This is a genomic window from Mycobacterium sp. NGS19, from assembly GCF_059813155.1.
On the sequence record NZ_JCALEB010000006.1, the window covers coordinates 186,304 to 203,964 of the forward strand.

A 17,661-nucleotide genomic window follows, 5' to 3' on the forward strand; every position below is an offset into this window, starting at 1 on the left:
CGCCGACACGCCGCTAACAGGCGTACAAACCTGCACGGTCGCGCCAAGATGGTCGGGTGCCCGACAGCAATGCGCTCAAGCGAAGTGTTGTCCACCGCATGCAACGACTGGTCGTCAACCCGATCGGGCGGCAGCTGCCGGTCACGATGATCGAAACCATCGGCCGCAAGAGCGGACAGCCGAGGCGCACCCCGGTCGGCGGCAAGGTGGTGGACAACCAGTTCTGGATGGTCTCCGAACACGGCGAGCACGCCGATTACGTACGCAACATGAAAGCCAATCCCCGCGTTCGCGTGCGGGTGGGCGGCCAATGGCGGACGGGAACTGCACATCTGCTTCCTGACGACGACCCGGTGGCACGGTTGACGCAGCTTCCGGGTCTCAACAGCGCGATCGTCCGCTTCACGGGCAGCGACCTGCTCACCATTCGGGTCGATCTGGACTGAGCGTGCCATACGACGAGGCACTCGCCGACCGCGTCCGCGAACTGATCGGCGCCCAACGCGGCGTCGAGGAGAAGCGGATGTTCGGCGGCTTGGCGTTTCTGATCCACGGCAACATGGCCGTGGCGGTCAGCGGCCAGGGCGGTCTGCTGGTGCGGGTGTCCCCCGACGAAACAGACCGGTTGCTCGCCGGCAAGCACGTGAGCCCGATGGTGATGGCCGGCCGGGAAACCCGGGGTTGGATACGGGTGAGTCCTGAGGGAGTGCGTACGAAACAGCAACTGCAAGACTGGGTTTCGCGTGGCACCGACTACGCGCAAGCGCTGCCTGCCAAGTGATCCGCATCGGCACGTCCGGCTGGTCGTATGACCATTGGGCCGGCGTCCTGTATCCCGAAGGTATGCCCGTGGCGAAACGGCTGTCCCGCTACGTGCAGGAGTTCACGACGGTGGAACTCAACGCCAGCTTCTACCGCTGGCCCAAGGACTCGACGTTCGCCGGCTGGCGCGAGCGCCTACCCGAGGGGTTCACGATGTCGGTGAAGGCACACCGCGGGTTGACGCACTTCCGCCGGCTGAAGTCGCCCGAACCCTGGGTCGAGCGGTTCGAGCGGTGCTGGCGCGAACTGGGCAATCGGCGAGAGATGCTGCTGGTCCAACTGCATCCAGAGCAGCAGCGTGACGACCAGCGGCTCGACCACTTCCTGAGCTGCCTGCCCGACTGGATCCGGGTGGCTGTGGAGCTGCGCCATTCCTCGTGGGACGACCCGGCGGTGTACGCGTTGTTGGAGCGTCACCGTGCGGCATACGTCGTGATGAGCGGCGCTGGACTGAAGTGCATCCTGCGTGCGACGACGGACGTGGTGTACGTGCGCATGCACGGCCCCGACGCTCAATCGCTCTATGCCGGTTCGTATTCCGACGACGACCTGCGATGGTGGGCCGACCGCATCAGTGAGTGGCACGACCAGGGCCGCGACGTGCTCGTATACTTCAACAATGACGGCCACGGCTACGCGGTGCAGAATGCGCGGACGCTGAAGACGATGCTGGGCGTGTGAGGCGGGAGGCTCCGGCCGCCGCGGGTCGAGTAACCTCGGTCAGATGACAAAGACCTCGACCTTCGTCATCGTGGGCGGCGGCCTGGCCGGAGCCAAAGCAGTGGAAGCATTGCGCGACAACGGATTTGACGGCCAGACCGTATTGATAGCAGAGGAGCGGCACCTACCTTACGAGCGGCCGCCACTGTCCAAGGACTTCCTGGCCGGCGACAAGGCGCTCGAGGATTTCACCGTGCACGACGCGGACTGGTACCGCGACGCAAACGTGGACCTGCGCCTTGGCACCGCCGTCACCGCGATCGACCGGTCCACGCACACCGTGGCCCTGCCCGACGGCAGCACGATCGGCTACGGCAGGTTGCTGCTCGCGACGGGGTCGCGCTCGCGACGCCTCTCGATCCCCGGCGCGGATGCCTCTGGAGTTCACTATCTGCGCACCATCGACGACGCCAACGAACTCAATTCAGCTCTGCGCGAGGGCTCTTCGCTGGCGATCGTCGGCGCGGGGTGGATCGGGCTGGAAGTCGCTGCCGGTGCTCGCGCCCGCGGGGTCGACGTAACCGTCGTCGAAACTGCGCGCCTGCCCTTGCTGGGCGCCCTGGGTCCCGAAGCGGCCGAGGTGTTCGCCGATCTGCACCGGGCGCACGAGGTCACCCTGATGCTCGAGTCGAGCGTCGCCGAGATCACCACCGCATCCGGGGCGGCGACGGGTCTGGCGCTCGGCGACGGGTCCACGGTCGAAGCCGACGCCGTGCTGATAGCGATCGGTGCAGCGCCCAACATCGAGTTGGCTCAGCAGGCCGGGCTCGAACTCGCCGACGGCGGTGTGGCCGTCGACGCCACTTTGCGCACTAGCGACCCGGACGTCTTCGCGGTCGGTGACATCGCCGCGGCGCAGCATCCGTTCTTCGGCACCCGCATCCGCACCGAGCACTGGGCCAACGCGCTCAAGCAGCCCGCGGTCGCGGCGGCCAACATGGCGGGCGGCGACCGCCAGTACGACGAGCTGCCCTACTTTTTCACCGACCAGTACGACGTGGGTATGGAGTATGTCGGTCACTCGGAAGGCTACGAGCGAGTGGTGTTTCGGGGCGATGTGGCGCGCCGCGAGTTCATCGCGTTCTGGCTCGACGGCCGCAACCACGTACTCGCCGGGATGAACGTCAACGTGTGGGAGGTCGTCGACGACGTCAAGGCGCTGATCCGGTCCCGCGCCGAAGTCTCCCCTGACCACCTGGCCGATGCGCAGCTGCCGCTGAGCGGCTTGGCGGCGTCATAACGTGGGCTTGCCTCGCTGGGGTCTGATGGCCATCACGGGCCTGCTGCTCGCAGGCTGCGCCGACGCCACGGTTGTAGACACGGGTGAGCCACCGCAGCGCACGCCGACCAGCACCACGCCGCCGCTGCCCCCGGGCGACCCGAATCTGGTTGACGCGTCTGACTACTACGTGACGACAGACGGCGCCAATGGTTACTACTTCACGACTCCGAGCGGGAAGTGGACGTGCGCGATCATGCCGCATTCGCGAGCCGGTTGTCAGGCGTCCGGCGGCCAAGCTCTCGGCGTCGCCGGTGCGCCGGCCACGGTCACCACCAGCGACGGCGAAGCCATCGCGCCCAATGCAATTGCGGTCGGCGACGACGGTGAACCGGGATTCACCTGGCTCGAGCGTCCGGGGTTCGCCGTGAAATCCGGTAAGACGCCGGTGTTGGATTTCGGAAAGACGTTGGCCGCGGCCGGTTTTCGCTGCAACGTGCAGGAGGCCGGGGTGTCATGTCAGAGCGAGAGCACGAGGAAGGGTTTCACGTTCTCCTCGACTGATTACTCGCCGCACTACACCCCGGTGCCGGGCTGATCAGATCAGCGTTGCGCTGCCGTCGGTGTGAACCTGCACCTTGGCGCCCGCGATGTCCTCGCTGATCGAGGCCGCCACATCCGATGGTGAGGTCATCACCGCCAGCGTGCGCGCGTCACCGGGGGTCCGCACGGCCAGGAACGTCTTCTGCGGCTTGCCGTCACGGTCGAACGGAGCCGTCCACGACTCCACCGTGCCCACGCCGTCGTACTCCTCCAGCGCTGTGCGGGTGGGCTCCCGGTCGACCTCGGATTGCACGTCCTCCCAACGGAATTCAGTCGCAGGCGGATTGCTGCCGTAGATCCCGATGCTGTGCTTGGTCAGATAGCCGCCGTTGGCGGTGATCAACCCCAGGCTGCCGGGCGTTTCGACGAGCCGCTCGGCCATCGTGCCGATCGAGTGGGTCACGTAGTTGTTCCACGGACCCCCGGCGAAGGTGAGGCCCCCTGTGACGGTCAGCGGCCGCTGCGGGTCGGCCAGGGGCAGGCCCAACTCTGTTGCCGCGACCTGCACGGCGGACGGGAAACACGAATAGACGTCGACGAATTGGAGGTCGCCGATGCCGCATCCGGCGAGTTCCAAAACGCGACGCCCCGCGATCCTGATGGCCGGGCAGCGGTGCAGGTCGGCCCTTTCGCCGAGTGCGTAGGTGTCGTGAGAATCGGTTCCCGCGTACGGAAACACCCAGCGCTCCGACGGGATCTTGAGCCGAGACGCGGCTTCGGCGGAAGTCAGCAGGATGACCGCCGCCTGGTCGACCATGTTGTTGGAGTTCATCAGTTTCGTGTACGGCCAGCTGATCATCCGGTTGTCCGGTCCCGGCTGCCAGATCTCGTCAGCGTCGAATCTTCTGCGGTTCCAGGCGTCGGGATTGTGTTGCGCGACAGCGCTGAACTGCGCCCACAACTCGCCGATGCGGCGCCGATGTTCGTCCGACGGCTCTCCCGCGGCGATGCGCAACGCCTGCTCGAACAGCGGGTACACGTTGGCGGGCTGGACCAGCTCGATGCGGATCTCCGCCGGGCCGGCCAGTGCAACGTCGTCCTCACCGCCGGGTGCGGGCGGCACCGTCTCGTCCTGGTGCGGCCAGTCGGGCTTCTGGCCGGCGTTGCGCAGTCGGGTTCTGGTACGCCATCGTTCGGCGCCACCGATCAGGACGACGTCGGCCGCTCCGCGCTGGATGTCCAGACATGCCTGGTTGACCAGTGACTGCGGCACATTGCCGCCGACGCCACTGTATTGCGATGCGAATCCGGTGGCACCGATCTGCTCGCCAAGCAACAGTGCCGGGTCGCGATAGCGCCAGGACAGCATCCTGACAAGGCGGATGGCGTCGACGGCCTCCAGCACGCGGGCGTCGGCCGCCTTGCGGGCGGCGCGCGCGATCAGGCCGACGGGGTCGGGCGCCTCGCCCTCGTCGTAGTGGTTGATCTGTCCGGACCCGATCAGCACCGGAGTTCGCGGATCGACTGGCATCAGGGCACCTTTCCATGTGGCGTGAAGAGCACACTGTCGGCAATCAGCTTGTCTATCTGGGTGGCCTCGAGGCCGAGCAACTTCTGGCACACCTCACGCGTGTGCTCGCCGGGCAACGGCGCCGGTCGCAGCTCGGCGGGCGGGATGTGCCGGTACGGCGCGGGCCACGCTTCGGCCGGCAGCGCAGCGCCGAACAGCGGATGGACCATGTCGGTCAACAATTTCCTCTGCCGGATCGCGGGGTCGGCGAGGACGTCACCGGGACGGTTCATCGGCGCGGCGGGCACGCCGGCCTGCTGCAATATCCCGGCGACTTCTCTCTTGTCGAGAGTGCTTGTCCACCTGGGGATTTCACTGTCCAGGGAGGCAGAGCCGGCGCAGCCTATCGCGCTGGCGAGCTTATGTCGGTCGGCGTCGTTGCGAATCGATATCACACACCACTCGTCGTCCCCGGCGCAGGGATACACGCCGTGCGCCGTCTGGTTGTCGCACACCGGCTGTCCGGCAGTGCGGGCCTCGTCGGCGACGTAGGTGACGTCGAGTTGGTTGACCGCAGCCTCGGCTTGCGAAATATGCACGTGCGCTGGGGCTTCAGTGCGGTCGCGGCGGATCAGCGCGGCGAGCGCGGCCACCGCAACGATCCGCGCGACCACGTGATCGGGAAACACGGTGACCGCGTCGAAGAACGATGGCACATCGCCGTGCGTGGCCCACAGCCAGCTGACTCCGGTGGCCGCCCGCACCAACGGGCCGTAACCCATGTGGGTGCTCCACGGCCCGGTGTCACCGAACGCGCTGCTCTCGGCCAGGACGATCCGCGGATTGATCTCCAGCAGCTTGTCGTACGAAAAGCCAAGAGAACCAAGAGTTCCCGGCTTGAAATTGGCGAACACCGCATCGGCGCCGGCCACCAAGCGCCCGAACAGCTCCTTACCGTCGGGGGTGCGCAGGTCCAGCCCGAGCCCATACTCGTTGCGATGCGCCCATGCGAACGCCTCGCTCATCGGCTGACCGGCTCTGGTCTGGCGCAGTCCATCCGGGTAAGCGGCGCTTTCCACCTTCAGCACCTCGGCGCCGAGGTCGGCGAACAGCCGGCCCAGTTCTCCCCCGGCGACAATGATGCCGAGATCGAGGATGCGCAATCCGTCGAATGGACGCACGCCGGGGCCGGTTGTCGCAAATGCGACACGCGGCGTGTGCCATGCGGGATCGTCCGCACCGGCCACGCGAGCGGCGTGCCGCAGCCCCGCGCGCTGGCCGTCGACGACAAACGGTCCGACCAGCGCAGCAACGCGCACACCGTCGGCGACTTCTAGTGTCGTCAGCGCGCGGACGGCTCGAAAGTGCTTAGAGCACAAGGCTTGCGCGGGTGTCAGCACTGGCGCAATCGGGACACCGAATCGCTGACCGGCTGTGACGAGATTGTCCATCGTCTGATCGGCGAACAACTGCGCGATCAGCGCGTTGATTTCGCGGGTGGCCGCGAACCGTGCCCCGAGGGTGTCGTACTTGGGGTCGGCGAACTGCGGAGGCTCACCGAGCCACGACCACATGGCGCGCCACTGGCGCGGCGACATCACGCAGATCCGGACGAACCCGTCGGCGCACGCGAAAGTGGGATACACGTCCTGGTTGCGCGGGCGGCCGCGCCAGCCAGCCGTGCGCTGCGCCAGCGCACCCTGGCCCATCGTGCCGAACGGCGGGTCAAGCGCCTGCACCACTGCCTCGAAGCGCGAGAAGTCGATGTAATCCCCTCTGCCGCAACGCAGCCTGTGATAGTAAGCAGCCAGTGCGGCCCATGCCGCCTGCGCCGCCGCGGTAGCCGACGCGATGCCGTCGGGCGGCAACACCGGCATCCCGGCCGGCGGACCTGAGCGCGACAACGCCGTGGACATCGCGTAGAGCACCGCATCGGTGGCGCGCCACGACGCATACGGCCCGGACGTGCCGAAATCGGTCACCGACAGCCCGACCAGATGCGGGAACCGCTGGGTCAGTTCTTCGCAGCCGGCACCGAATGCCGCGGACTGTCCCGGGATCCCGTCGTCGACGAGGATGTCGGCGTCCGCGACGAGCTCGGCGAACCGCCGCCGGTTCGCGACGACGGCGGGATCGAGCACCGCGCTGCGCTTGTTCGCATTGCGCATCGCAAACGGGATCGACACACCGGCCACCGTGGGCCGCGCGCGGCGCGAGGGGCTACCGCCCGGCGGTTCGATCTTGAGCACGTCGGCGCCCAAATCGGCGAACAGGCGTGTGACCGCCTCCGCGTCACCAGCCGCGACGTCGAGCACCCGAACCCCGGCGAGCGGCAGATCTGCAGCGCTCATGCCGGGTTCACGACAAGTGGTAACGCGGATCCCGGCACGGGGTCAGCGTAATGTAACCCGATTCGGGTACCTCTGAGGTCGTGACCTCACCGAGCCCGCCGCTGTCTCTCGTCGACCTCGATCTGATCAACGCCTACTGGCGCGCCGCAAACTATCTGTCGGTGGGTCAGATCTACCTGCTGGACAATCCCCTGCTGGCGGAGCCGCTGTCCGAAGCGCACGTCAAACCGCGGTTGCTGGGCCATTGGGGCACCACCCCGGGGTTGAACCTGATCTACGCGCACCTCAACCGCGTCATCAGGTCCCGCGACCTAGACGTCATTTACATCGCGGGCCCCGGGCACGGCGGACCCGGACTGGTGGCGAACGCTTACCTGGAAGGCACCTACAGCGAGGTGTACTCCGGCATCGCAGAGAACACCGACGGACTGCGAAAGCTGTTCCGGCAGTTCTCTTTTCCCGGCGGCATCCCGAGTCACGTGGCGGCCGAGACACCGGGCTCCATCCACGAGGGGGGCGAGCTCGGTTACGCGCTGGTGCATGCCTACGGTGCCGCTTTCGACAACCCGGACCTGGTGGTGGCGTGCGTCGTCGGCGACGGCGAAGCCGAAACCGGGCCGCTGGCAGCCAGCTGGCATTCGAACAAGTTCCTCAACCCGGTCACCGACGGCGCAGTACTGCCGATCCTGCATCTCAACGGATACAAGATCGCCAATCCCACACTGCTGGCCCGCATTTCAGCCGACGAGCTCGACGCGCTGATGCGCGGCTACGGCTACCGGCCGATCGTCGTCGCCGGCGACGACCCGGCGGTCGTGCACCAGCAGCTGGCGACCGCATTCGACGAGGCGTTCGACCAGATAGCGGCGATCCAGCGCGCGGCGCGGCTGGACAACGAGGCGGGCCGACCGCTCTGGCCGATGATTGTGCTGCGCACCCCCAAAGGCTGGACGGGACCGGCGGAGGTGGACGGCAAGCAGGTCGAGGGCACCTGGCGGTCGCATCAGGTCCCGCTGGCCGAGACCCATACGAATCCGAAGCACCGCAAGCAGCTTGCGGAGTGGTTGCTCAGCTATCGGCCCGAAGAGTTGTTCGACGACCACGGTGCGCTGCGCCCGCAACTGCGGGCGCTGGCGCCAGAAGGCACCCGGCGGATGAGCGCCAACCCGCATGCCAATGGTGGCCTGCTGCTACGCGACCTGGACCTGCCCGACTTCACCGACTACGCGGTGGACGTCGACAAGCCCGGTACCGCCACCCACGAGGCCACCAGGGTGCTCGGCACCTTCCTGCGCGACGTGATCGTGCGCAACCCGGACCGGTTCCGGCTGATGGGTCCTGACGAAACGGCGTCGAACCGGCTGTCGGCGGTGTTCGAGGCGACCGAGCGCGCCTGGATGGCCGACACCGAACCGGGCGACGATCACCTGTCCCCCGACGGGCGGGTGATGGAGGTGCTGTCCGAACACCTCTGCCAGGGCTGGCTGGAGGGTTACCTGCTGACCGGCCGGCACGGGCTCTTCAACTGCTACGAGGCGTTCGTGCACATCGTCGACTCGATGGTCAACCAGCACATCAAGTGGCTGACCCGCAACCGCGAACTGCCGTGGCGCCAGCCGATTGCGTCGCTGAACTACCTGCTGACGTCGCACGTGTGGCGCCAAGACCACAACGGCGCGTCGCACCAGGACCCCGGCTTCATCGACCACGTGATGAACAAGAGGCCCGAGGTGGTGCGGGTCTACTTGCCACCAGACGGCAACTGCCTGCTGTCGACGGTCGACCATTGCCTGCGCAGCCGTGACTACGTCAACGTGGTGGTCGCCGGCAAGCAGCCCGCGCTGGCCTACCTCGACATGGACTCCGCGATCGCGCACTGCGCCCGCGGCCTGGGCATCTGGGACTGGGCCAGCACCGGCGAAACCGGTGAGCCGGACGTGGTGCTGGCCTGCGCCGGTGACGTCCCGACGCTGGAGACCCTGGCCGCGGCCGACATCCTGCGCCGTGAGCTGCCCGAGCTGAAGGTGCGGGTGGTCAACGTCGTCGACATGATGCGGCTGCAACCGGAATCCGAACATCCACATGGCTTGTCCGACCGCGAGTTCGACGGTCTGTTCACCACCGACGAGCCGGTGATCTTCGCCTACCACGGCTATGCCTGGCTGATCCATCGGCTGACCTATCGCCGCAGCAACCATCGGTCGATCCATGTGCGGGGGTTCAAGGAGCGTGGCACCACTACGACGCCGTTCGACATGGTCATGCTCAACGACATCGATCGCTACCACCTCGTGATGGATGTGATCGACCGGGTCGACGGTCTCGGTAGTCGCGCTGCGTTGCTGCGGCAGACGATGGCTGACGCACGGCTGGCGGCGCGTCGCTACACCCGCGAACACGGCGAGGACCCGCCCTCGATTGCGAACTGGACGTGGGGGGCATGAGTTCGGCGCGCGCACGGCCGCTCAGCGACCTCGAGCGGGCCGAATCGCTAGACTCGACACCGCTATGTCCGTCGGCGCGCCAGCTCATCCGCACCCGATCGCCGCGCAACTGGCCGCCCTGAACCGCTTGCATGTCTACTCCGACATCGCGGTCGTCGTGGTGGTGCTGACGGCGAGCAATCTCATCGCACACTTCACGACGCCGTGGGCGAGCGTGGCGACGGTACCCGCCGCTGCGGTGGGCCTGCTTGTGCTGCTGCGGTCTCGTGGCTTGGGCTGGACTGAGCTGGGACTGGGGCGCGAGCACTGGAAGACCGGCCTGGCTTACGCAGTCGCCGCGGTGGCGCTGGTGGTCACGGTCATCGCGGTCGGTGCGATGCTGCCGTGGACCCGGCCGATGTTCATGAACGACCGCTACGCGACCGTGTCAGGAGCGCTGATCGCCTCGATGGTGGTCATCCCCCTGCAAACCGTGATCCCGGAGGAACTGGCGTTTCGGGGGGTGCTGCACGGCGCGCTGGCCCGAGCATGGGGCTTTCGCGGTGTCGCGGCGGCCGGATCGCTGCTGTTCGGGCTGTGGCACATCGCCACGTCGCTGGGACTGACCAGCGGCAATGTCGGCTTCAGCCGGCTCTTCGGCGGCGGCATCGTCGGCGAACTCGTCGGTGTGGTGCTGGCGGTGGCCGCGACCGCGGTCGCCGGGTTCCTGTTCACCTGGCTGCGCCGACGCAGCGGCAGCCTGCTGGCGCCCATCGCATTGCACTGGTCACTCAACGGACTCGGTGCACTCGCCGCGGCGCTGGTGTGGCACCTGGCGACCTGACGTACGCCCCGCCTACGTTTTGCGGCCGACCTTGGTCTCGAGCAACTCCTTGGCCACCACCACCACAGGCCTGCGCGACTCTTCCGACAACCGGGTCAGCAGAGCGAACGCCTGCACGGCGTCGATGTCGAACCGCTCCATCAACAAGCCCTTGGCCTGGCCGATGATGTCGCGGCTGCCCAGCGCCGACCGGTAGTGGCGGTCGTGGTGGACGGCGTCGAGAGTCAGCGCCACATGAGTGCCCAGGATCTGGCCGGCCTCTTCGACGTCGGCATGGAACCGGTTGGGCTCGTCGGCAAAAAGAATCAGCGCACCCCAGCTGTGGATGTGGGTGTACAGCGGCAGGCACAGAAGCGACTGCACCTCGGTCTGCGTGAGCGCTGCGCGAGTGAATTCGGGCCAACGCGGCTCGTCGGTGAGGTCGGTGACGTGGACTGGGCGTTGGGCGTTGCTGGCGTCGACGGCGGGGCCGCCGAAATCCTTGTGCAGTTGCTCTAGCACGTTCGCGGTGGTGCCCGGGGGAGAAACCGTCCGCAAGCCCGTTCTGCCGAGGGCCAGCAGTGCAGCGGCACCGGCAACGCCGTCGATGTGCAGGGGGGCCAGGGCGGCGAACTCTTCGACGACGGGCTCATAGTGCGGTCTGGTTTCCCCGTGCACGCGCCTGGCCAGTGCTGCGACCTCCCGGTGAAGGTCGGTGGACGTTGTTCGGACTGACACTAATCCGCAGTCGTAGTCGGCGAACTCCATCTCCACCCGGGCATCTGCCGCGCGATCTTTCGTTTCGCTCATGTTCCCGCCACCTTCCCGATCAGGCACGGGTTCCCCACTTTAACGCGTACTACACGCAGATCGTGGGCAAACGTCATGGCAACAACACCGCCGCACCCGCGATGCGGCCGTCGGCCAGGTCGGTCAGCGCACGGTCGGCCTGATCGAGTGGATAGGTGGGGTGGCTGACCTCGATGCGGTGCTGTTGGGCGAAGGCCAGGAACTCACGGGCGTCGGCTCGGGTGTTCGACGTCACCGAGCGCAGCTGGCGCTCCTGGAAGAGGTGGCGCTGATAGGACAGCTTCGGGATGTCGCTGAGGTGGATGCCGGCCACCGCCAGCGTGCCGCCGCGGTCCAGCGCCTCCAGCGCCGGCAGCACGAGATCGCCGACCGGCGCGAACAGGATCGCCGAGTCCAGCGCAACCGGCGGCGGGTCTGCCGCGCCCTGCACGGACGCCGCACCCAGAGCACGAGCCAACTGCTGGGCGGCGGCGCCGCGTGTCATCACGTGGACTTCGATGCCTTGAGCCAAGGCCACCTGGGCGGTGATGTGGGCGCTGCCGCCGAAGCCGTACAGTCCCAGCCGGCCGCCGGGCGGTACCTCCGCGCGCAGCAGCGAGCGGTAGCCGATGATGCCCGCGCACAACAGCGGCGCCAGCTCGGCATCGTCGTAGCCGGTCGGGAGATGGTGTGCGAAAGCCGCTGGGACAGTGGCGAATTCAGCGTATCCGCCATCGGCGTCCCAGCCGGTGTAGCGGGATTGCGGGCAGAGGTTCTCGTGTCCGCGCACGCAATAGCGGCAGACCCCGCATGTGTGTCGAAGCCAGGCAATGCCGACCCGGTCGCCGACCGCGAACTCCGACCCGGCCTGCTGTCCCACCTCGAGCACCTCGCCCACCACCTCGTGACCCGGCGTGACTCCGGGTCGATGGACCGGCAGGTCCCCTTCGGCCACGTGCAGGTCGGTGCGGCACACCCCACACGCGCGGACCGCCACCAGCAGCTCGTCGTCACCCGGACGTGGGACCTCGGTGCTGACCCGGTCCAGTGGCCGGGAGGTGATCGGGCCGGGTCGCTGCACCCGCCAAGCCGTCATCGTGCCGTTGCTCGCCATGGTCCTATCGTGGCGCGGTTCGGCGGCGTGCGCCGTCAGTACACGTCGCGCAGATAGCGCTTCGCGGCGACCAGCTCGCGTTTGTAATCGTGGGCTTGCTCGTCGGTCAGACGGCCGTGAACCTTGACGATCTTGGTGAGCGCGGCGTCGACGTCTCTGGCCATTCGGGTGGCGTCTCCGCAGACGTACACATGCGCACCGTCCTGCAGCCACGCCCACAGTTCGGCACCTTTCTCGATCATGCGGTGCTGGACGTACACCCGCTCGGCTTGGTCGCGTGAGAAAGCCAGGTCGAGCCGGCTCAGAAAGCCGTCGCTGAACATGTCGAGAAGTTCATCGCGGTAGTAGAAGTTGTGCGCGGCGTGCCGGTCACCGAAGAACAACCAGTTGCGGCCGCGATCTCCGAGCGCACGCCGCTCGTGCAGAAACGCGCGGAACGGCGCGATCCCCGTGCCGGGGCCGATCATGATGATCGGCGTGCCCGGCTCCTCGGGAGGCCGGAAGTGCGGAGAGTGCTGAAGGAAAATCGGGACCGGCGCATTCACGCGGTCCGCAAGGTACGTCGAGCACACTCCCCCGCGTTCGACGCCGTCGGGCCCGCGGTAGCGCACCACGGACACGGTGAGTTGCACCTCGTGCGGATCGACCAGCGGGCTGCTGCAGATCGAATACGACCGCGGGGTCAAGCGGACCAGCGCGCTCTGCCACTGCTCGGCGTCGGCGACTACCGGGAATTGCTCGACCAGATCGATTGCATTGCGCCCCACCAGCCAACGTTCGAACTGAGAAGGGTTAGTACGCAAGCGCTTCAGTGCCTTGGACTCAATGGAACGCTCGGCCAGGAAGGCGAGCAGACCGGGCGTGACCCGGCAGATGTCGTAGTGCGACGTCAGGGCGTCGCGCAGCGCGCATTCCGCGCCGTCGACGACGACGGGCTCATCGCCGCTGAGTCCGGTGACGGCCAACCACCTCGTTACCGTCTGCTCGCTGTTCGACGCATATACGCCGAGCGAATCCCCCACCGCGTAGGTGACGTCATGCTCGGAGATGTCGAATCCGAGCTGGCGGACCTCCTTTCCGGCAGCCACCGAGGTCAAAGTGACGTTGCGGCTGAGGGGTGCCGCAATCGGGCTGGTCCGCGAAAAGGGGCCGGCCGGGCGTCTTTCGGGGCGTGGCGGAGCGCTCGGTTCGGCTACCGGCGCCCCGAGCAGCGTGGTCACCTGCTCGGCCCACTGAGCCATCGGCTCCTCGTCGTGGGCCTCGAGCTCCGCGCGTTCGAGCACCGGGGTGGCGCCCAGGTCGGCCAGCCGCGCGTCGATGGAGCGGGCGTGGCCGCAGAAGTCCGCGTATGCGCGGTCGCCGATGCCCAGCACGGCGTACTTCAGACCCGCCAGGGACGGCGCGTCGGCGGCGCCGAGCCGGTGCCAGAAGTCAGCCCCGTTGTCGGGTGGTCCGCCATCGCCGAAAGTGCTTGTCACGACGAGTAACTCAGTTGTATCGGCCAAATCGGAGAGATGGCAGTCGTCCATGTTCACCAGCCGGGCGGGCCGTCCCGCGCTGTCGAGTCTCCGGGCCAGTTGCGCGGCGACCTCCTCGGCGGTGCCGGTTTGCGACGCCCACAGCACCAGCGGCCCACGAGCAGTCGCATCATGCCCGCGCGTGTGGTACGCCCCGGCGAGCATGCCGTCGACACGTGCCCGCACCACCTGGCGCACCGGTGCTGACTCCGGCAGTACCGGCGCCTCAGGCAGTGAATGCGGCAGTGTGCTGAAAAAGCCTGCCAGATACTGTAATTCGAGCTCAGTAAGCGCCGGCGGGGGCTCTCGGTCGAGTCCCAGTGTGACGCCGACCGGATGCATGTCGGCGGCGGGCGCGTCCACCGGCGTCAATGCGACGGCGCATGCTTTGAATTCGGGCTGCAGCGAATCGGGGTCCACGGCGTCGTTGGTGACGGCGTTGACGGTGAGGTTCTCACCTTGCTCGTCGTTCCAGTGGAACGGTGCGAAACACGTGCCGCGCCTGACCCGGTCGGTCACGACCGCGGGCAGCACCGCCCTTCCGCGACGGGAACGAATCTCCGTCGGCGCACCGTCGACTATCCCGAGCGCCTCGGCGTCCTCAGGATGCACTTCGACGAACGGCGCGCCATTCAGCTTGTTCAGCTTCGCCACCGTGCCGGTCTTGGTCATCGTGTGCCACTGGTGTTGCACACGGCCGGTGTTGAGCACAAAAGGGAAAGAGTCGTCGGGCATTTCAGCCGGCTGCAGGTGCGGCCGCGGCAAGAACCTTGCCCGTCTGCTGGCGGTGGGGAACGCCAACCGCGGACGCCGGCCATCCTCGGTGACGTGTAGCGGTTGGCTGATGCCGTCGTTGAGGTACCGAATCGGGTGGCGCGGATTGTCGTCATCGGGCGGGCATGGCCATTGCAGCGGGCCGCTTTCGAGCCGACGGTAGCTGGCGCCGCGGAGGTCGTAACCCGTGCCGGGATTGGAAAACTGCTTGATCTCGTCGAAAATCTGCTCGCTGCTCACGTAGTCGAACGCGTGCCCGTACCCGAGCGCCTGAGCCATGAGGCAGATCAGCTGCCAGTCGGGCCGCGCATCACCGCAGGGCGGCACCGACCGGCGCAGCAGCGTCATCGTTCGTTCCGAATTCACCATCACCGCATCGGCTTCCGCCCACAGCGCCGCCGGCAGCATGACGTCGGCGTAGCGGTTGGTGGCGGTGTCGCGGTAGGCGTCCTGGGTGATCACCAGTTCGGCAGCCTGCAGGCCCGCGATGACGGTGTCGCGGTTGGCGATCGACGCGACCGGATTGGTGGCGATGATCCAGCAGGCCTTGATCTGCCCTGCCGCCATCCGCGCGAACATGTCGATCGTTCCGCAACCGCTCTCGGCGCGGATCGTGTCAGCGGGCAGACCCCAGCGCTGTTCGACGAATGCGCGGTCGGCTGCGGACAACACCGAGCGCTGACCCGGTAACCCCGGGCCCATGTAGCCCATCTCGCGGCCACCCATCGCATTCGGCTGGCCGGTAAGCGAGAACGGCCCGCTGCCGGGCCGGCAGATCGCTCCGGTGGCCAGATGCAAGTTGCAAATCGCATTGGTGCTCCAGGTGCCATGGGTACTCTGGTTCAGCCCGACCGTCCAGCAGCTCATCCAGTCGCCTGCGGCGGCGATCATCTCTGCCGCGCGGCGGATATCGTCGACGGCAACGCCGGTGACGGCGGCCACCCGCTCGGGCGGATAGTCGGCGAGGAACTCCGGCATCGCGTCCCAGCCTTCGGTGTGCTCGGCGATGAAATCCGCGTCGACGGCGCCGTTTTCGACAAGAAGGTGCAGAATCCCGTTGAGCAGCGCCAGATCTGTGCCCGGCTTGATGTGAAGGAAGAGATCGGCGCGTTCGGCTGTGGCCGTGCGGCGCGGATCGACGACGATGAGTTTCGCGCCGGCGTTGAGCCGTTCGGCCATGCGCAGGAACAGAATCGGATGGCAGTCGGCCATGTTGGAGCCGATGACGAAGAACAGGTCGGCGTTGTCGAAATCGTCGTAGGAGCCGGGCGGTCCGTCGGCACCCAGGGACTGCTTGTAGCCGGTGCCGGCGCTGGCCATGCACAGCCGAGAGTTCGACTCCATGTACGCGGTCCGGATGAAGCCCTTGGCCAGCTTGGTCGCGAGATATTGCGCCTCCAGCGACATCTGACCCGAGACGTAGAACGCGACCGCGTCGGGTCCATGCTCGTCGATGATCGTGCGCAACCGCATGGCGGCGTCGGCGATCGCTTGGTCCAGCGGTATGGCAGCGGGCTCCGCGTCGCGGCGGCTGCGCGTCATCGCGGTGGTCAGCCGAGTCTCGGTGGCGCGCATCACCTCGGCATGCGTGGCACCCTTCGTACAGAGCCTGCCGAAATTCGCCGGATGCAGCTTGTCGCCGCAAACCCGAGCAATCACACGCCGATTCGAGGCCGCGTCGAGGCTGGTGTGCACCTCCATCCCACATCCGACGCCGCAATACGAACAAGCAGTACGCGTGACCGTCGGCGATGAATCGGCCTCGCCGCAGACGCGAGGAGCGGGACTGCCCATGGCCGCCATGGTGGCGAGCCACTGTTTTCCAATGTTTCCGGCGAGGTAATCGCGACGTAGCTAGCTGCTCACCGACGCCGCCCGGTCACGGTGAGACGGCGGCTATGCGCACGTCGGAATCCAGCCCGTGGACCGCGACCTAGCTCGGCGGCAGCATTCCCGGCGCCTGGTCCGGGTTCACCGGCACGGGCACCCCGACCTGCGGACCCGCCGGCGGTGCTTGGTTTCCGGCAGGCGGAGCTTGGTTTCCGGCAGGGGGGGCCGTGTTGGCGCCGGGCTGTGCGCCGTTGGGGCCGGGCGGTGTTCCCGGCGTGGCCGGAGAGCCCGGCTCAGCGGGCGCCGGCGCTGCCGGCGGCGGAGTGTACGGCCGGATCGACTCGGCGAGCGCCTTGGCGGCCGCCTTGTCGATCGGGTTGTTGGCCGAGCCGAGCCACACCACAAACCAACGGTTGTTCTGGGCTGATTGAGTGCCTTGGCGCGGCGCGGTGTTGCCGAGCGCCGCGGCCCAGATCTGGCCGTTCGGCTTGTTCGGATCGGTGAAGTCAACCTCGTAGTAGGCGGCGTAGCCGGGCACACCGGCGGCGTCGAGCGGAATCTGCTCCTGGTGGATTCGCTGGCCGGGGAACGGCATGTAGAACTCGCCCATATCGGAGGCCAACCGGATCGCGGCCTTCTGGTTGTCCTGTTCGGCGCCCGCGAAGAGCCGCAGGTCGAGCTTGCCGAGAAGGATGCTCGTGTCGGTGGGAGCGGGCTGGCCCTGCGCCGGAGTCTTCAGCAGCACGGCCTGGCCGTAGCTGATCCGCGACGCGTCTCCGGGGGTCCAGCCTGCTGGCGGCACGTAGCTGAAGCCGCCGGCCGCCACGTCGACGCGGTTGGCCTCGGGAGCCGGCGCGGGCGGCATGTTCCCTCCCGGCGACGGAGCATTCTGGTCGCCAGGAGCCGGCGCGGGAGCGCCTGGGTTCGGTTCCGCAGGCGCCGGGGCACCCGGATTCGGCTCCGCCGGCGCGGGAGCCTGCGCGCCCGGGTCGCCCTGTGCCGGAGCGGGGGCCTGCGCGCTCGGTGACGGATTGTCAGGAGACGGTGGCGGCGGATCGGCGTAGGCCGCCGCCATCGGCAGCGTCAAGGCCATCGAACCGGCGATCGCCGTCGTAGTCAGCACCCTGCGAAGCCCCGTACGTTGAGATTTCCCCTCCGGCTTTTTCATGACGACGAAATTACCGTGTTACCGCCGTGACGCAAGTGTGTGGTGAGAGTATTAAACA

Annotated in this window: 13 protein-coding genes; 7 read left to right on the top strand and 6 right to left on the bottom strand. The window is 67.4% G+C overall.

Going from position 1 to position 17,661, the window contains the following annotated elements; genetic code table 11:
- The first annotated feature begins 98 nt into the window (after positions 1-98).
- From AC5Y4N_RS18215 to AC5Y4N_RS18235, 5 genes are read left to right on the top strand one after another with little or no spacing between them, the layout of a single operon-like run.
- Positions 99-446: a nitroreductase/quinone reductase family protein gene (locus AC5Y4N_RS18215; RefSeq protein WP_499908701.1), complete on the top strand. Its 348-nt coding sequence runs from the start codon at positions 99-101 to the stop codon at positions 444-446.
- 2 nt (positions 447-448) lie between these two features.
- Entirely contained in the window at positions 449-781 is a 333-nt protein-coding gene (locus tag AC5Y4N_RS18220) for a TfoX/Sxy family protein (RefSeq protein ID WP_499908385.1), read from the top strand.
- On the top strand, positions 778-1,503 hold the full coding sequence (locus tag AC5Y4N_RS18225) for a DUF72 domain-containing protein (RefSeq protein ID WP_499908387.1): 726 nt from the start codon (positions 778-780) through the stop codon (positions 1,501-1,503). The genes AC5Y4N_RS18220 and AC5Y4N_RS18225 overlap by 4 nt, the downstream gene beginning before the upstream one ends.
- Positions 1,504-1,546: 43 nt before the next feature.
- Entirely contained in the window at positions 1,547-2,782 is a 1,236-nt protein-coding gene (locus AC5Y4N_RS18230) for an NAD(P)/FAD-dependent oxidoreductase (RefSeq protein WP_499908389.1), read from the top strand.
- 25 nt (positions 2,783-2,807) lie between these two features.
- Entirely contained in the window at positions 2,808-3,359 is a 552-nt protein-coding gene (locus AC5Y4N_RS18235; protein ID WP_499913905.1) for a hypothetical protein, read from the top strand.
- On the opposite strand, the gene AC5Y4N_RS18240 is transcribed toward AC5Y4N_RS18235, so the two are convergent.
- Positions 3,360-4,835 (bottom strand): acetyl-CoA acetyltransferase, encoded by a 1,476-nt coding sequence (locus AC5Y4N_RS18240; protein ID WP_499908393.1) that lies wholly within the window; start codon positions 4,833-4,835, stop codon positions 3,360-3,362.
- Entirely contained in the window at positions 4,835-7,165 is a 2,331-nt protein-coding gene (locus AC5Y4N_RS18245) for a CaiB/BaiF CoA-transferase family protein (protein ID WP_499908396.1), read from the bottom strand. Before AC5Y4N_RS18245 ends, AC5Y4N_RS18240 begins: the two co-directional genes overlap by 1 nt.
- A gap of 80 nt (positions 7,166-7,245) precedes the next feature.
- Here AC5Y4N_RS18245 and AC5Y4N_RS18250 point away from each other — a divergent pair, with 80 nt between their 5' ends.
- Both AC5Y4N_RS18250 and AC5Y4N_RS18255 read left to right on the top strand, forming a co-directional pair.
- Complete coding sequence (locus tag AC5Y4N_RS18250) at positions 7,246-9,609, top strand: phosphoketolase family protein (RefSeq protein WP_499908398.1); 2,364 nt, start codon at positions 7,246-7,248, stop codon at positions 9,607-9,609.
- Between the two features lie 64 nt (positions 9,610-9,673).
- Positions 9,674-10,432: a CPBP family intramembrane glutamic endopeptidase gene (locus tag AC5Y4N_RS18255; protein ID WP_499908400.1), complete on the top strand. Its 759-nt coding sequence runs from the start codon at positions 9,674-9,676 to the stop codon at positions 10,430-10,432.
- A 12-nt stretch (positions 10,433-10,444) separates the two neighbouring features.
- Here the strand turns inward: AC5Y4N_RS18255 and AC5Y4N_RS18260 are convergent, their stop codons facing one another.
- The 4 genes from AC5Y4N_RS18260 to AC5Y4N_RS18275 form a co-directional block, all read right to left on the bottom strand.
- The gene (locus tag AC5Y4N_RS18260; RefSeq protein ID WP_499908402.1) at positions 10,445-11,221 is read right to left on the bottom strand and encodes a GAF and ANTAR domain-containing protein; all 777 of its coding nucleotides are present in this window, start codon (positions 11,219-11,221) and stop codon (positions 10,445-10,447) included.
- Between the two features lie 73 nt (positions 11,222-11,294).
- Entirely contained in the window at positions 11,295-12,314 is a 1,020-nt protein-coding gene (locus AC5Y4N_RS18265) for a zinc-binding alcohol dehydrogenase family protein (protein ID WP_499908404.1), read from the bottom strand.
- A 35-nt stretch (positions 12,315-12,349) separates the two neighbouring features.
- Positions 12,350-16,399 carry a bifunctional nitrate reductase/sulfite reductase flavoprotein subunit alpha gene (locus tag AC5Y4N_RS18270; RefSeq protein ID WP_499908406.1) on the bottom strand — a complete coding sequence of 1,350 codons (4,050 nt, stop codon included), beginning with the start codon at positions 16,397-16,399 and terminating at the stop codon, positions 12,350-12,352.
- 139 nt (positions 16,400-16,538) lie between these two features.
- Complete coding sequence (locus AC5Y4N_RS18275; RefSeq protein ID WP_499908408.1) at positions 16,539-17,603, bottom strand: APA family fibronectin-binding glycoprotein; 1,065 nt, start codon at positions 17,601-17,603, stop codon at positions 16,539-16,541.
- Positions 17,604-17,661 lie beyond the last annotated feature (58 nt).

Bases quoted from the DNA above. Each gene is read 5' to 3' on its own strand.
- AC5Y4N_RS18215 (WP_499908701.1), top strand. From the start codon at position 99: ATGCAACGACTGGTCGTCAACCCGATCGGGCGGCAGCTGCCGGTCACG.
- AC5Y4N_RS18230 (WP_499908389.1), top strand. From the start codon at position 1,547: ATGACAAAGACCTCGACCTTCGTCATCGTGGGCGGCGGCCTGGCCGGA.
- AC5Y4N_RS18235 (WP_499913905.1), top strand. From the start codon at position 2,808: ATGGCCATCACGGGCCTGCTGCTCGCAGGCTGCGCCGACGCCACGGTT.
- AC5Y4N_RS18240 (WP_499908393.1), bottom strand. From the start codon at position 4,835: ATGCCAGTCGATCCGCGAACTCCGGTGCTGATCGGGTCCGGACAGATC.
- AC5Y4N_RS18245 (WP_499908396.1), bottom strand. From the start codon at position 7,165: ATGAGCGCTGCAGATCTGCCGCTCGCCGGGGTTCGGGTGCTCGACGTC.
- AC5Y4N_RS18255 (WP_499908400.1), top strand. From the start codon at position 9,674: ATGTCCGTCGGCGCGCCAGCTCATCCGCACCCGATCGCCGCGCAACTG.
- AC5Y4N_RS18260 (WP_499908402.1), bottom strand. From the start codon at position 11,221: ATGAGCGAAACGAAAGATCGCGCGGCAGATGCCCGGGTGGAGATGGAG.
- AC5Y4N_RS18265 (WP_499908404.1), bottom strand. From the start codon at position 12,314: ATGGCGAGCAACGGCACGATGACGGCTTGGCGGGTGCAGCGACCCGGC.
- AC5Y4N_RS18270 (WP_499908406.1), bottom strand. From the start codon at position 16,399: ATGGGCAGTCCCGCTCCTCGCGTCTGCGGCGAGGCCGATTCATCGCCG.
- AC5Y4N_RS18275 (WP_499908408.1), bottom strand. From the start codon at position 17,603: ATGAAAAAGCCGGAGGGGAAATCTCAACGTACGGGGCTTCGCAGGGTG.